The organism is Proteiniphilum propionicum (assembly GCF_022267555.1).
In the GTDB taxonomy this organism is placed as follows: domain Bacteria; phylum Bacteroidota; class Bacteroidia; order Bacteroidales; family Dysgonomonadaceae; genus Proteiniphilum; species Proteiniphilum propionicum.
Genome location: NZ_CP073586.1, coordinates 534,962 through 550,491, shown reverse-complemented (window position 1 = coordinate 550,491; position 15,530 = coordinate 534,962). Strand labels below are relative to the sequence as shown.

Below are 15,530 nucleotides of genomic sequence, written 5' to 3'. Positions count from 1 at the left end.
GCAGAGAAGATATGAATAAAAAATTTAGTATATCGCCCGAAGTATTCGCTTGTATGGAAAAAGTGGCAGGTACCGACGGCATAGAGGTAAAGGTGAACCTTTCCAGAGAGAAAATAGAGAAGATTAATAATATATGTGACTCATACGGCAACGATCCCGGAGAGCTTATAAACGTGCTGCATGAAACACAGCATGAGTTCGGCTATCTGCCGGCAGAGGTGCAGGATGTGATTGCCCATAACCTTCATCTCTCCGTTGCTCATGTTTATGGTGTGGTGACTTTTTATTCGTTTTTCACGATGATCCCTAAAGGTGAACACCCAATATCGGTCTGTACCGGGACAGCATGTTATGTAAGAGGTGCCGAGATGGTACTGGAGGAGTTCAAGAAAGTACTGAACATTAAGGTAGGGGAGACTACTCCCGATGGCAAGTTCTCCATCAACTGCCTGCGATGCGTGGGGGCGTGCGGACTGGCTCCTGTAGTGCTTGTGGGAGAGAAAGTGTATGGGCGTGTATCTCCAGATGGCGTAAAAAATATTTTGAATGAGTACAGAAAATAGTCTACTTTAATTTATTCAATCCCTGTTCAAGGTCGGCAATGATATCTTCTGAATTCTCCAATCCTACAGACAGGCGGATAAGCCCGTCGCTTATGTTGCCGGCAAACCGTTCTTTGGGTGAATAGGAGGAGTGGGTCATGCTGGCGGGATGCTGAATAAGGGTTTCGGCATCCCCCAAGCTTACCGAAATAGACAAAAGCTGCAGGTTGTTGAGAAGTTTTTTTCCTGCCTCTACCCCTCCTTTTACTTCAAAAGAGATGATAGCCCCCGGCAGCAACATTTGTTTTTTTGCCAATGCAAACTGAGGAAACGATGCCAATCCGGGAAACAAGACAGTTTCAACAGAAGCGTGCTTTTCTAGAAACTCGGCCACTTTTTGTGCGTTACTGCAGTGTTTTTCCATTCTTATTTCCAGAGTTTTGAGCCCGCGTGCAATCAGAAAAGCTTCGAAAGGGCTCAGGCTGGCTCCTGTCATGTCCTTAATACCTACATACCGCACTCTGTCAATATATTCTTTCTTTCCCACAACAAATCCTGCTATAACATCGCCGTGTCCGTTAAGGTATTTTGTTGCCGAATGAATAACTACATCAGCACCCCTTTCTATAGGACGTGTGATATAGGGAGTGGAAAAAGTGTTATCGACCATAAAAATACAGTCGGGTTTCCGATGGACTATTTCTGCAATTGACGATAAATCTGCTATGTAAAGTGTAGGATTTGCCGGCGTTTCCAGATAAACCAGCCTGGTATTGGGACGCATGGCCGATTCAATGTTCCCCGGATCACGAATATCCACAAACGATACATCAATTCCGTATCTGCTGACTCCATGGTTAAGATAGGCGAAAGTGCATCCATAAAGCGTTTTTGAGGCGATAATATGATCGCCCTGTTCAACACACGCCCAAATGGCCGATGTGATAGCACCCATCCCCGAAGCGGCAGAAACACATGCTTCACCGCCTTCCAGTAACCGGACTTTTTCTTCCGCCTCTGTACAGGTAGGATTACCTAAACGACTGTAAATATAGCCTTCTTCTTCCAGTGTAAAACGACGTCCTCCTTGTTCTGCTGTTTCAAAAGTAAATGCCGATGTTTGATAAATGGGATCGCAAAGGGAACCGAATTGATTTTTCTGACGGCCTCCGTGTATGGCTTTGGTGGCGAACCCGGCTTGGTTAATTGGGTAGTCGTGCATAATCGAAAAGTATTTAGATAATCAAAATTACACAAATATATTACAAATTGGTTATATTACGGTAAAAAGTAGCTATTAATTTATTGCTGTTACATCATTAAGTCAGAACACGGGGTTCGGAAGTAAGAAAGTCTCAGAAGCTAAAACACATAAATATGTGAATGTAGCGCATATATTACTTCAATCATCAGGCTCTGGAAAGTATCTCCCTGAGGTATTAGGGCTATCAAAGGAGAGTATTAATAACAGTGATACCGCGCGGGGTTGTATCTATCGAGGCGGGCCCTTATAATGCAGAGAGTTGCCCTGGAGAAAGTACCCTATCTCATGTCCTGTCGCCTGCAGGCGTTGCTCCAGGAAAAAAAGCTCGTCTTCGTCGCTGTTGGCAGAGAGGGGCTTGTTCTCATACAGGAAGTAGTCGTTACGGTACTGTCTTGGAGTAATGTTAGGCATCAATACGTTGGCACCCACTCTGATAGCCTGTTCGCGTCCGCCCTTTTCAATAGCCTGCAGTGCGGTGGTGGCAGCAATGTTAATGTCAGGCATCAGTATGCGAAGCAATGATACCATTTTAAGGCTCAGTGCAAGCCTCTCGGCAAGCGGAGGAAGCTGTGCCCTGTACTGGTACAGCGGAGTATTGGTGTGTTCAATATAAGGGCCCATGCCGCACATATCTATATCGTGTTGTTTCATGAACAGCAGATCGTTTGCCAGGTGCTCTCCGGTCTGAAACGGCAGCCCTATCATAACGCCTGTGCCCACCTGGTAGCCAGTCTTACGCAGTGCTTCCAGTGCATTTATCCTTTTACCGTAACTGTGAATCTCATCGTTGGGGTGTAATCTCCCGTAAAGCTCTTCCGAGGATGCTTCAATCCGGAGCAGATAGCGGTCGGCACCACTTTCGAACCAGCGGCGGTAGGTCTCTTCTGATTGTTCTCCACACGAAAGGGTGATACCTATCTCACCGTTGGTTACACTTTTGGACTCTGACACTATCTTGTCAATTTTATTGACAAACGCTTTAGAAGATGTTTCTCCTGACTGTATCGCCACGGAACCGTACCCTTTTTCATAGGCATTCTTAACTGCCTTCATCACTTCATCGTGGCTGAGAATATAACGGTGCGTATTGCTGTTAGACCGTCTGATGCCACAATAGTAACAATCCTTTTCGCAAATATTGGAGAGCTCTATCAATCCGCGTAAAAAAACCTTGTTCCCTACATTTTGCAGTTTTATTTTAGCCGAATAGCTGAACAGCTGCTGCTTCTCTTCATCCTGCAGGGAGAGAAGTGTTACGATATCGTCTTTCGACAGGATACTTTTTTTTAATATGTCAAACATATGATGACAGTTGTCAGCCGGCCGTTATTTTGTCGAAAACTACCGTCGCTCTTTTAAAAATGCCATTCAGATAAGCCAGTGTCATTCCATAGTTTGTAACAGGTATACCTGCTTCAATAAATGGTTTCAGCCGATTATGCAACTGCTTTCGTGTAATCATACAGCCGCCGCATTGTATTACAAGTGAAAAGTCTTTTACCTTTCGTGGAACCTCCGAGAGGCCTGAAACGACTGTAAAATTAAGCTTTTTCCCGGTGAACTGCTGCAGCATACCAGGTATTTTTACACGTCCTATGTCGTCGCAGCTGGTCTGGTGTGTACAACTCTCCAGAATAAGGACGGAGTTTCCTTCTTCAAGCTTAGAGATGTGTGGCGTCCCTTTGATGAATGCATCAAAGTTACCCTTAAGGCGGGAAAAAAGGATGCTGAAGCTGGTCAATGGAATATTTTCCGGAAGTATTTCTGCTACAATACCGAACACCGAACTGTCGGTAATTGCCAAAGCAGGGGTGATGCCAATTTTAAGAAAGTCGGAGAGCTCGGTCTCTTTCAATACAACTGTGATACACCGGTTATCAAGTGCGTCGCGGATGGTTTGATTCTGCGGGAGTATTATCCGTCCTTCCGGTGCTTCCCTGTCAATGGGGGTTATCAGCAAAACCACATCCTTTGGTTGTACCAGGTCGCCGATTAGCGAATTTTTCTGAAAGGCAATTTCAGGTACTATCCTTTTCAGTGCGGAAACGAGTCTGTTCTTATCTGCCGGGTTGATAGTGCTGAAGTCGATAATTTCTGCTTTGGAGTACTGTTTAATGGCTGTCTTGGTGATAGCGGCTATTTTGTCTATATCGCTTTTGTTGTGGGCAATGAGGTAAGGGACATCATATCTTTTAAACTGTTCAATCAGCCGCACTTCATAATCGCCAAACTGATTACCGGCAATAAGAAGAATAGCACAATCAACTCTTCGTATAACTTCCTGCGATTTCCGTATCTTTTTTGATCCTATCTCCCCTAAGTCATCTATTCCGGCGGTGTCTATCAGAATTGCAGGGCCAATATCCAGGATTTCCACCGATTTTTTCACCGGATCTGTTGTTGTACCCGGGAAACTTGATACAATAGAAATATCCTGTCCGGTGATCATATTTATCAGCGAACTTTTTCCTGTATTTCTTCGTCCGAATATGCCAATATGGAGGTTATTCATACTTATTCTTTCTGATTCGGAACTGATCTTTACAATCGTTTCCTCATGGCAGGCCAGGCAGTTATCAAAGAATAAATATTCACTATGTTCATCAGGCTCGTCATGGCGACTAATAAAACCATCACAATTGCAGAATAAATATCCAGTATTTTAATCAGGCCCTTTTCCCGGGATAGCAGTTTAAAAATACAAATCCCGTTCCCCTTCTTTAATTTTTGCAATCCTTTCCCGCACCTCTGCCTGCACCTTTTCATTCAGGCTGCCCATATTCTTCTCAATCACTTCCCAGCCCTTTTCAGAAGTCTCCTCCGGCGCGTAATCAACAAGGTACTCAGCCAGTGTGAGAATAGCATTGGGAGTACAGAACCGTTTGATGAATCCCGGTACTGAAAACTCCATAAAGTGCTCGCCAGTTCTTCCAAGCCGGTAACAGGCAGTGCAGAACGATGGCAGCATCTCCTGGTGCAGAAGTTCGTCGATGATCTCGTTTAGTGAGCGGTCGTCGTTGATACGGAACTGTCCCCTGTTAAGGTCGTGATCCTTCTCCTTAGTCAAATAACCGCCAAGCTCTATCTTTGTTCCACCATCTATCTGCGACACCCCGTATTGTATAAGTTCGTTACGCAACCCTGCCGGCTCACGTGCCGTGAGTATCATGCCGGTATATGGTACGGCAAGGCGAAGGATAGCTACTAACCTGGCGAAATCTTCGTCTGAGGCAAAATAGCGGTTGCCCATCTGCAGCATCGAAGCATCTTTTATTCTCGGGAACGATATGGTATGCGGCCCCACGTTGTAACAAGCCTCAAGGTGGTTGGTGTGTCGCACCAGACCCATCACCTCAAAGCGCCAGTCGTAAAGTCCTATCAGAGCTCCTATGCCCACATCATCGAGCCCGGCTTCCTGTGCCCTGTCGAGAGATGTAAGGCGGTAATCAAAATTAGCTTTTTTCCCACGCAGGTGATAGGTCTTGTAAGCTTCTCTATGATAGGTTTCCTGAAATACCTGGAAAGTCCCTATTCCCGCTTCTTTCACAATACGGAACCCTTCTATGTCTAACGGAGCAGCATTAATGTTTACTCTTCTTATCTCCCCGTTCCCTTTCTTCACACTGTATGCTGTTCTTACGGTGTCGGCAATAAATTCAGGGCTGTACTGCGCATGTTCTCCATACACCAGTATCAACCTCTTCTGGCCGCTATCCTCCAATGCTTCAATCTCCTTCATTAGCTCTTCATGGGTAAGGGTTTTACGCACCTGCTCAGTGTTTGAAGCCCTGAATCCGCAATAAGTGCAGTTGTTGGAACACTTGTTGCCTACATAAAGTGGGGCAAAAAGTACGATCCTGTTGCCGTAAATCCTCTTTTTCAGTTCTCTGGCACCCTCTTTGATTAGTTGAATTGATTCTTGGTCCGATGCATTGATTAGCGTTGCCGTCTCCTCCAGGTTTAATCTTTTTTTGGAAAGCGATTTGTCAATTATCTCTCTTACCTTCTCAGGAGTTGGCACTGCACTATTCAGATACTCCCAAATTTCATCCGTATCGATAAACGGCTGCATGGGAACATCGGGAATTCTATATTTTTCAGGTGTAAATTGCATACGTTTTATAAAATCTCACTTTATTACAAAGATAACATTTACCAAGCAATTTTGCACCATTAAAAATGAATAAATTTTGACTATCATGCAGTTCTGTTCTCTTTTTATATTATCCGGGTCACTCCTTTTTCAATTTCAGAATCAATTTGCTACCGGATTTATCAGAGTGATTAAAGAGATTTGTATTTCCTCCCAACATTTTAGACGGCGCATGACAGAGAGGGGCTTTTTTTGCCAGTTTTCAGCTTCTGTATTTTGCCGCTTCCCTGCTTCTGCTTTTTTCTGTGATAATTATAGACATCAGGATTGATGCAATCAATATGGTAATTATGACTATCAGTGAGAACCATGAATGTTGAGCAAAAAAATTACTTATTCCCCCAAAAGCGCTTGAAATCATTTTTGCTCCGATAAAAAGGAGTATGACGCTTACGCCAGTTTTCAAATACCTGAACATACTCATAACCCCTTTCAGGGCAAAGAACAGTGAGACCAGGCCCATCACGGCAAAAAGATTTGAGGAGATGGCAATAAAATTCTCTTCAGAGGGAGTTAGTATGCTGTTTGACCCCTCTTTTATTACGCCAATAATGGCAGGAATGGAATCTACAGCAAAAAGGATATCTGTTGACCCGATGACTAGCAATGTTAGAAAAAGGTTTGTAATCAGAATTTTATCATCTTTTCTTGTAAAGAAATGCGGAGAATGGACATTGGGATCGACCGGAAAAAGCTTTGATGCACTCTTATAGAGAATATTCGACTCCGGATTCACGCTCTCCTCCTCTTTGGAGAATGCCATTTTATAGGCTGTCCAAATAAGCAGCAGCCCAAAAATGTAGATTAACCAGTGGAACTTTTCCACCAGTTCCATCCCGGCAATAATAAACAGTACGCGCAAAGCAATTGAAATGAGGATGCCAAGTTTCAGAAGTTTAGGCTGATTGTCCGCTTTAATCCCCATCATTGAAAAAATGAGGATAAAGACAAAAAGATTATCTACCGATAGTGAGTATTCAGTGAAATAACCAGCAATAAATTTTGACGCCATTACAGGCCCTGTACGTACAGCACTTCCGGAATCCAGTGGGAAAAGTAAAGCGAGCGACAGGCCGAAAAGCAGTGCAACGGATACCCATACGGCAGTCCAGCTTAATGAAGACCTTAAACTTAAGGTACTACCTTTAAGAGATGTTAAGGACAGGTCGATAGCGTAAACAACGGCAAAAATTGCTATAAACGCAAGCCAGTAAATTGTTATTGAACTCATCTTGTGACGATTTATAATACAATGTTTATAAGGGACTCGCGACTGTTGAAGGGTATTTCTGCCGGTCAAAAATCACTCAAAAATATCACTTATTTTAATCAGTTGTACCCGGGAAGATGTAATTTATGTTAAATGCACATGTTTTTTTGATCTAAATCTCTCTTGTCAAGTTTTTTTAGAACGATGTTGCCCTGTTTTTTTTAAAAATATGTACCTTTGTGTTTCGGAAACAATTTATCCGGAAAATGGGCATTCCGTTAATAAACTGCAGGAAAAAACTATCATTTCATGTCAAAAATAACATTCAGAGGTTTGGGAGTAGCACTTATTACCCCCTTCTGTGAAGACGGCTCTGTGGATTTTGAGGCGCTTTCGCGGTTAATAAGATACCATTTGGAGAATGGTACAGATTATATTGTGGCTTTAGGGACTACAGCTGAAACACCTACGCTCTCGAAAAAAGAGAGAGAGGAAGTGGTCAAGTTCATTGTTGAAAAGGTAAATGGCAAGATTCCCGTTGTAATGGGTGTGGGGGGCAACAATACCGCCGAATTAACAGAGGAGCTTAGGAGTAGCGATTTCTACGGAATAAGTGGAGTGCTTTCAGTAACACCTTATTACAACAAGCCCACTCAGGAAGGGCTTTATCAGCACTATTGCGCTCTATCAAAAGCCTCTCCGGTACCTATCATACTATATAATGTGCCCGGGAGGACCGGGGTGAACATGACGGCCGAAACAACACTACGCATTGCGCGTGACTGTAAAAATATTGTAGCCGTGAAAGAAGCATCGGGCAACCTGGAACAGATAAAAACCATAATAGACGGAGCACCGGAGGGGTTTTACGTTATTTCGGGTGATGATGCCATTACTACCGATGTGATACAACTTGGCGGAATAGGGGTAATCTCGGTATTCGGCAACGCCTTCCCGAAAGAGATGGCCTGGCTGGTAAAAAATGCTCTTGAAGGCGATGCATCAGAAATCCGCAGGAAGATGAATGAAGATTTTGATACACTTTTCCATCTTATGTTCGTTGAGGGTAATCCTGCAGGAGTAAAGTGTCTCCTTTATCTGAAAGGTATGATAAAAAACAGGCTTCGCCTGCCATTAGTGCCTGTGAGTGAAAAAACTCTTCAACAAATTAAAAAAGAACTGGCTAAGTTCAGCTGATTGAAAATTCTTTCGGAATATTTTTGTACTTTTGTATTTGCAAAACAAATCAATCATGTTTAAAATGAAGAGAGTTTTATTTTCATCAATACTATTGTCAGCAATGATCACCTCAGGTTGTACTCAGAAAAAGACGACATATGCCCAGGGGGGGCTTGACCTCTCAAATATCGATACATCAGCCTTATACGGCGAAAGTTTTTATAAATATGCTACCGGGGGCTGGCAGGAGGCCAACCCCATTCCCGATGAACATGCCCGTTACGGCTCGTTCGACAAGCTGCGCGAAGAGAATCAGGTGCAGATACAATCGCTGATAGAAGAGCTTGGAAAAACTGATAATCCCGCCGGGTCAAACGCTCAGAAGGTGGGTGATCTCTATATGATGGGTCTTGACAGCGTTAAGCTAAACAGCGATGGCGCAACTCCCATTATTCCACAACTTGAAGAAATAGCAGCTGCAAAGGGAAAAAAAGATATCATACGTCTGATGGCAAAAATCAGCCGTTTTGCTTCGAATCCGTTTTTCGGGTTTTCAGTAGGGCCCGACGATAAAAATAGCGGGATGAATATCGCCCATATTTACCAGTCCGGTATCAGCATGGGTGATAGAGATTACTACCTGTCAGAGGATAGCCACTCCAAAATGATACGCGAAGAGTATAACAAGCTTATAAATGCTCAATTCCGTAATGCTGGCTATTCTGAAGATGCTGCCCTGAGGGCTGCTGAGAACGTTATGAAAATTGAAACGGAACTTGCCGGCGCTCACATCACAAAAGAGATGAGGCGTCAGCCCGAACTGAATTATCATAAAATAGCGGTTGCATCACTCAATAAAACGATTGCTCCGTTTGAATGGGATTTATATTTTAAAGAGGTGGGAGCCGAAGGGATTGATAGCTTAAACGTGTCGCAGACAGAGCCAGTTAAAAGATCCATCGCAATTATTGAAAGGGAGCCGGTGGATGTTTTGCAGGATTACCTTAGCTGGAAGGTAATCAATTCAGCAGCTGGATATCTGAGTGACGATTTCGTGAATGCAAATTTCGAATTTTACGGGAGAACCTTGAGCGGGAGACAGGAACTTCGCTCTCGCTGGAGAAGGAGCATCGATGCCGTTAACGGGACAATGGGAGAAGCTGTGGGACAGCTTTATGTGAAGAAATATTTTCCTCCTGAAGCCAAGGAGCGAATGCTCAATCTGGTAAATAACCTTAAAACGGCATTGAGTGAACGTATCAATCAGCTTGAATGGATGAGCGAAGTCACTAAAGTGAAAGCACAGGAGAAGCTGGGTACGTTCATTATTAAGATAGGCTATCCCGATAAGTGGAAAGATTATTCCACCCTCGAGATCAAAGCTGACTCCTACTGGCAGAACATAGTGCGGGCTTCTGAGTTTGCATATGCCGAGATGATTGACGACTTGGGCAAACCGGTTGACAGGACAAGGTGGTATATGTCGCCCCAGACAGTAAATGCATATTATAACCCCACGTCAAATGAAATTTGCTTCCCCGCTGGAATACTTCAGCCTCCTTTCTTTTATATTGATGGCGATGATGCTATAAACTACGGTGGCATAGGTGTGGTAATCGGGCATGAGATGACGCATGGGTTCGACGACCAGGGCCGGAAATTTGATAAAGACGGAAACCTGGCCGACTGGTGGACAGCGGAGGATGCTCAACGTTTCGAGGAGAGAGCCAAAGTGCTGACCGATTATTTTGATAATATTGTTGTACTTGATACCGTTCATGCCAACGGCAAGTTCACGCTTGGTGAAAATATTGCCGACCATGGGGGGCTGCAAGTTGCACATCATGCTTTCCAAAGCACTGCCCAGGCACAGACTGGAGAGACTATTGACGGTTTTATGCCCTCTCAGCGGTTTTTCCTTAGTTATGCCAATCTCTGGGCAGGGAATATACGTGATGCCGAAATTTTGCGGTTGACAAAAATTGACCCGCATTCCCTCGGTCGATGGCGTGTTGACGGAGCACTACCACATATCGATGCATGGTACGAAGCATTCGGTATTGAACCCTCCGACCCAATGTACCTGCCCGCCGAAGAGCGTGCTTCTATCTGGTAAAAATAGTTTTGTGAATTACAGTTAATTATCAAATATTCAATATTAAGATGTTTTCAGGAATAGTAGAAGAGGCCGCAACAGTTGTAGCGCTTAGCAAGGAGAAAGGAAATCTGCACATTACCCTTACATGTTCCTTTACCGGAGAGCTGAGAGTAGATCAGAGCGTGTCGCATAACGGAGTGTGCCTCACCGTGGTTGAAATAGATGGCGACAGATATACGGTGACTGCCATCCGGGAGACTCTGGAGAAGTCGAATCTAGGCCTTCTGGAGATAGGAAGCAAGGTGAACCTTGAACGCAGTATGCCTATGAATGGACGCCTTGATGGACATATTGTTCAAGGGCATGTCGATCAAACGGCTGTTTGCAAGAATGTTGTGGAGGCAGATGGCAGCTGGTACTACACCTTTGAGTACAAGTTTGACAGGGATATGGCAAAGAAAGGGTATTTGACTGTGGACAAAGGCTCAGTAACAGTAAACGGGGTTAGCCTAACAGTTGTGGACCCTGAGGAGAACAGCTTTAAGGTGGCAATAATACCCTATACTTATGAGTTTACCAATTTTCACCAAATACAAAAGGGAACAGTAGTGAACCTTGAATTTGATATAATAGGTAAATATATAAGCCGTATAGTGGCACTGAACTATTTAGATATACCGGGTGAGTAGAAAGGTAAACATGATTCCACTACACTATGGAGTGAACTTTTTCTTTAACCTGAAAAGAGTAAATATGTTTATTTTTGCGGTTGCGGGAAAAGTTCGAAAAAGTTTGACATTAGTGAACGGATAACGTATAATATGGATTTTCTTGAATTTGTATCCAATCGCCAGAGCGATCGTGCATTCGACCCTGATCGAATGGTGGAGAGAGAAAAAATAGAGCGGATAGTTGAAGTGGCTCGTCTTGCCCCTTCAGCATGTAACGCCCAGCCATGGCATATTATAGTTGTAGATGATTTTGAATTGAAGAACAGGGTGGCCGAAGCTACCTCAGCTCGTTCTTTGGGCATGAATCATTTTACAAAACAGGCCCCTGTTCATATTGTGCTGGTTGAGGAGAAGGTGAACTTATCTTCAGGAGTCGGGGGCTGGGTAAAGCAAAAAGACTACGCTCAGATGGATCTTGGCATAATTGCCGCCCATATTGTTCTGGCTGCTCATGCCGAGGGGCTTGGCTCCTGCATACTGGGCTGGTTTGATGAACCTGGTATGAGAAGGCTATTGTCAATTCCTGAATCCAGGAGGGTGTGGTTAGATATAGCCGTTGGGTATAGCGTGCAGCCTCTAAGGCCAAAAAAACGTAAGCCGCTGGAAGATGTGGTTTCGTACAATGGCTACAAGAACAACATTAAATAATAGATTATTAAAAAAAGCAGATTGGCCGGAATGAATAGTTTATAAAGATTAAACTTTAATCTTTTTAACAAGATGTTTGTGAAGTTTTGTTGGTGACATCGTAAAAATATGTCATCTTTGTATTTTCAAAACATTTATGAAACAAGGCGGCTTAGAGCTGGTTTATATACCGAAACAGATGATTATTAGGAAAAAACGTTTCTCTTTGTTGATCGCTTTTCTTACGGTTGCCGCTGTTGTTTTTGCACAACATGTGGGCTCCAATTCTCCCTATAGCAGATATGGGTATGGACTTCTGTCTAACCCGGCGTTCGGCGCTTCCGAGGCTATGGGCGGAATCAGTTACGGGTTGCGCAGAAGCCAACAGGTAAACCCCGGCAACCCTGCATCCTATTCAGAGATTGATTCACTAACATTTATCTTTGATATGGGGGTATCGGGACATTTGGCACATATGGATGACGGTACAAACAGGCGTGATTTCTATAATGGCAATCTTGATTATATAGCCATACAGTTTCCGCTTTTCCGAAATGTTGGTGCCGGCATAGGGCTTCTTCCCTACTCAAAGATGGGATATGAATATGGTGCATCACGTTCATTGCCCGACTCACACTATATTGAAGCCTACAGGGGATCTGGGGGGTTAAGTCGCGTTTTCAGCGGGTTTGCATGGGAGCCAATACAAAATTTATCTGTGGGGGCAAATTTTTCCTATCTGTTTGGCAATTTTTCACGCAGCAGTGTGGTTACCCCCACATCTGCATCTGCACTGGTGAGCGAAAAAAAATATATGTACACTATACGTGATTTGAAATATGATTTTGGTATTCAGTTCACCTATCCGTTAGGCAAGTCGCGGGAATTGACATTCGGGGCAGTATATTCTCCCGAAATAAATACAAAAGCCGATGTTAATCCCTCCAAGATGCTTTATACCGGAGATCCTTATCAGAATCCCTGGTTATCACCTTCTCAGGTATTGGCCACAGATACGTTGCGAAAAGCAAACTTTCAGTTGCCTCATACTTTTGGTGCAGGTGTTACATACAGAAGAGGGAACCTATTGGTTGGGCTTGACGGAACCTACCAGTTATGGAAAAATACAAAATATCCTGATCTGCTAGATGATATGGCTGAAAAAGACCGTTTCAACAACTCATACCGTTTTAATGCCGGCCTGGAGTACGTGAAAGATCCTATGAGCCCAAATTTTTTTCATCGTATACGTTTTAGAGGAGGGGTCTCTTACGAAAATTCCTATACCAACTTCAACATTAACGAGCCTGTTAGCGGTAAAGATGTAGGTATGGGAACCTTCAGCGAGTATGGTGTAAATGTGGGGGTTGGATTGCCCTTTCTCGACTATATGTCCGGCCGCACCTCAATGCTGAACATTGGGTTTGGCTACACAAGGCAGCAGCCAGATGCTGATTTTATGATCTCTCAGGATATGTTTAAGATATCAATAAATGTTAATATTAATGAGCTATGGTTCTTTAAACGGCAGTTTAATTAAATAATCTATCAGCTTGAAAATGAAGAAAAGTATCTAAATGATTAAACTTTTCTTTTAACATTTTGTCAAAACCTCAACAGAGAAATGAAGGAAACAATTTAAAACATTAAGTAATATGAAAAAATTATTATTATCTGGTTTCGTGGCTATCATAACGATAGTTGGCGCTGGCGCCCAGAAAGCAGGATACGATCCTGTAAAAGCACCTTTCGGACACGGACAGGATAGTATTGACTGTCGTCAGAATTTAAGCCTAATGCAAACATCAGCCAAAGCTGAGGCCTATGAGGGTGCTTTGAAGCCATGGGCTTCAGTATATGAAAAATGCCCCGGGTCGAGTAAAAATATCTACATCTACGGCCCTCGCATTTTCAAGTCTCTCTACGAGAGTGAGGCTAATGAAGCAAAGAAAAAAGAATATCTGGATAAGGTTATGGAGATTTATGATACACGGATTAAATACTTTGGAGAAGAAGATGCCAAAGGAACCATCCTTGCATTCAAGACATATGACTATCTAGAGATGATGGGATCCAAGGCCGATCAGGGAGTTGTTTACGATTGGTTAGGAGAGGCAATAGGTGAAATGAAAGGCAAAATGTATCCCCTTGATGCATATTCATACTATATGGTGGCTTCTCTAAGCGAATACCTGAACGATAATTCGAAAAAAGACCGTTTCATAAAAGACTATTTCATGGTAATGGGATACGTTGATCAGGCTATTGCCGATGCAAATGCAGCTGATGATAAGGCTAACGCCGATTATCTAGGAATGGTTAAAGATGGAATAGTTAAAGCATTTGTGGGTAGTGGCGCGGGAGACTGCAAGACACTCACCGAATATTATGCCGATAAGGTAGAGCCAAACAAAACAGACAAAGTGTTCCTCAACGAAGTGCTTAATGCACTGGGATCTGTAGGTTGTTCTGAAACCGATCTCTATTTTTCCACTTCAGAGTATTTGTACGAGCTTGAGCCTTCTGCTGGTGCTGCCATAGGGCTTGCCAACAAGAGCCTGAGGGACAAAGATTACGATACTGCTTTGAAATATTACGAGGATGCAGCCAGGATGGAGACCGATAAAAATAAGTCTTCCGATTACATGATGCAGCTTGCCGGTATATTTTCTAACCAGAGAAATTTCGCCAAAGCAAGGCAAGCAGCATATGATGCGTTGGAATATAATCCCAACAACGGTGAAGCATATATTCTGATCGCTCAGTTGTATGCCAGCTCAGCTAACAATATATTCTCCGAACCTGAAAAAGCTGGTTTGGTTTATCTTGCTGCTGTTGATAAGCTTCAAAAAGCGAGAGCTGTTGATCCCAGCGTAGCTTCTAAGGCAAACAGCCTTATCAACAGGTATTCAGCTGCTTTCATGGATGCCGAGACGGCCTTTATGATGGGAATAAAAGCTGGTGAATCTATATTTATCCCTGGTTGGATTGGTGAAACCACAACCGTACGGTTGAGATAATAATGAAAACAAACAGGAAAAGTGTTGAATAAACAACACAATATAAGATACAAACGGCTCATAACAACCACCTTTATTGTGGTTGTTATGTCGCTTTATTTTATATCTTGTAAAGACAAGAACGAAGATCTTGTGGCATTTGATTACAACTCTGAGCTTGTTCCCACAATGGTCACTGACACTATCTCAACACTTATTTCCGACTCCGGCATTACCCGTTATAAACTGGTTGCTGATGTATGGATGGTATTCGACAAGGCAAAGGAACCTTACTGGTTTTTCCCCGAAGGGCTCTATCTGGAGCAGTTTGCACCCGATTTTGAAATTGAGGCAACGATAGAAGCAGATACCGCATGGTATTACAGCACCAAAGATATGTGGAGGCTGAAGAAAAACGTCCATGTTGAAAACATGAAGGGAGAGCAATTCGACAGTGATGAACTTTTCTGGGATAAAGAAAGTGCTAAAGTTTATTCAGATGCATATATTGAGATAAAGAGTGGCGAAAAGGAGATAAAGGGCTATGGATTTGAATCTAACCAGTCGATGACAGAATATCGAATATTCCGTCCCCACGACGGTATATTCCTGTTTTCAGATAACCCACCCTCAGACACGTTAGAGTCCGGAGCACTAATTGAACCGGATGTAGAACCTGTATTGTCAGACAAAGTGCAACAGGTTGATAAAAACAGATAAAAAACAT

13 protein-coding genes are annotated in these 15,530 nt (G+C 43.3%); 8 read left to right on the top strand and 5 right to left on the bottom strand.

Features of this window, described 5'->3' with window-relative positions:
- Positions 1–11: 11 nt before the first annotated feature.
- Entirely contained in the window at positions 12–563 is a 552-nt protein-coding gene (gene nuoE, locus KDN43_RS02040; protein ID WP_407681776.1) for an NADH-quinone oxidoreductase subunit NuoE, read from the top strand.
- 1 nt (position 564) lies between these two features.
- On the opposite strand, the gene megL is transcribed toward nuoE, so the two are convergent.
- The 5 genes from megL to KDN43_RS02015 form a co-directional block, all read right to left on the bottom strand.
- The gene (gene megL / locus KDN43_RS02035; protein ID WP_238868038.1) at positions 565–1,764 is read right to left on the bottom strand and encodes a methionine gamma-lyase; all 1,200 of its coding nucleotides are present in this window, start codon (positions 1,762–1,764) and stop codon (positions 565–567) included.
- Between the two features lie 270 nt (positions 1,765–2,034).
- Positions 2,035–3,108, bottom strand: a complete 1,074-nt coding sequence (gene hydE, locus KDN43_RS02030) for a [FeFe] hydrogenase H-cluster radical SAM maturase HydE (protein WP_238868037.1) — start codon at positions 3,106–3,108, stop codon at positions 2,035–2,037.
- A 13-nt stretch (positions 3,109–3,121) separates the two neighbouring features.
- Positions 3,122–4,318 carry a [FeFe] hydrogenase H-cluster maturation GTPase HydF gene (gene hydF / locus KDN43_RS02025; RefSeq protein ID WP_238868036.1) on the bottom strand — a complete coding sequence of 399 codons (1,197 nt, stop codon included), beginning with the start codon at positions 4,316–4,318 and terminating at the stop codon, positions 3,122–3,124.
- Between the two features lie 180 nt (positions 4,319–4,498).
- Positions 4,499–5,920 (bottom strand): [FeFe] hydrogenase H-cluster radical SAM maturase HydG, encoded by a 1,422-nt coding sequence (gene hydG, locus KDN43_RS02020; protein ID WP_238868035.1) that lies wholly within the window; start codon positions 5,918–5,920, stop codon positions 4,499–4,501.
- A 241-nt stretch (positions 5,921–6,161) separates the two neighbouring features.
- The gene (locus KDN43_RS02015) at positions 6,162–7,190 is read right to left on the bottom strand and encodes a TerC/Alx family metal homeostasis membrane protein (RefSeq protein WP_238868034.1); all 1,029 of its coding nucleotides are present in this window, start codon (positions 7,188–7,190) and stop codon (positions 6,162–6,164) included.
- 288 nt (positions 7,191–7,478) lie between these two features.
- On the opposite strand from KDN43_RS02015, the gene dapA reads away from it, so the two are divergent.
- From dapA to lptC, 7 genes are all read left to right on the top strand, one after another.
- A complete protein-coding gene (dapA, locus tag KDN43_RS02010) occupies positions 7,479–8,366 on the top strand; it encodes a 4-hydroxy-tetrahydrodipicolinate synthase (protein WP_238868033.1) in 888 nt (295 codons plus the stop codon).
- A 64-nt stretch (positions 8,367–8,430) separates the two neighbouring features.
- Positions 8,431–10,464: a M13 family metallopeptidase gene (locus tag KDN43_RS02005; RefSeq protein WP_238868032.1), complete on the top strand. Its 2,034-nt coding sequence runs from the start codon at positions 8,431–8,433 to the stop codon at positions 10,462–10,464.
- 47 nt (positions 10,465–10,511) lie between these two features.
- On the top strand, positions 10,512–11,135 hold the full coding sequence (locus KDN43_RS02000) for a riboflavin synthase (protein WP_238868031.1): 624 nt from the start codon (positions 10,512–10,514) through the stop codon (positions 11,133–11,135).
- Between the two features lie 132 nt (positions 11,136–11,267).
- Positions 11,268–11,825: a nitroreductase family protein gene (locus KDN43_RS01995; protein WP_238868030.1), complete on the top strand. Its 558-nt coding sequence runs from the start codon at positions 11,268–11,270 to the stop codon at positions 11,823–11,825.
- A 136-nt stretch (positions 11,826–11,961) separates the two neighbouring features.
- Entirely contained in the window at positions 11,962–13,344 is a 1,383-nt protein-coding gene (locus KDN43_RS01990; protein WP_238868029.1) for a hypothetical protein, read from the top strand.
- Positions 13,345–13,459: 115 nt separating this feature from the next.
- Entirely contained in the window at positions 13,460–14,824 is a 1,365-nt protein-coding gene (locus tag KDN43_RS01985; RefSeq protein ID WP_238868028.1) for a tetratricopeptide repeat protein, read from the top strand.
- A gap of 21 nt (positions 14,825–14,845) precedes the next feature.
- Positions 14,846–15,523 carry an LPS export ABC transporter periplasmic protein LptC gene (lptC, locus tag KDN43_RS01980; RefSeq protein WP_238868027.1) on the top strand — a complete coding sequence of 226 codons (678 nt, stop codon included), beginning with the start codon at positions 14,846–14,848 and terminating at the stop codon, positions 15,521–15,523.
- Positions 15,524–15,530 lie beyond the last annotated feature (7 nt).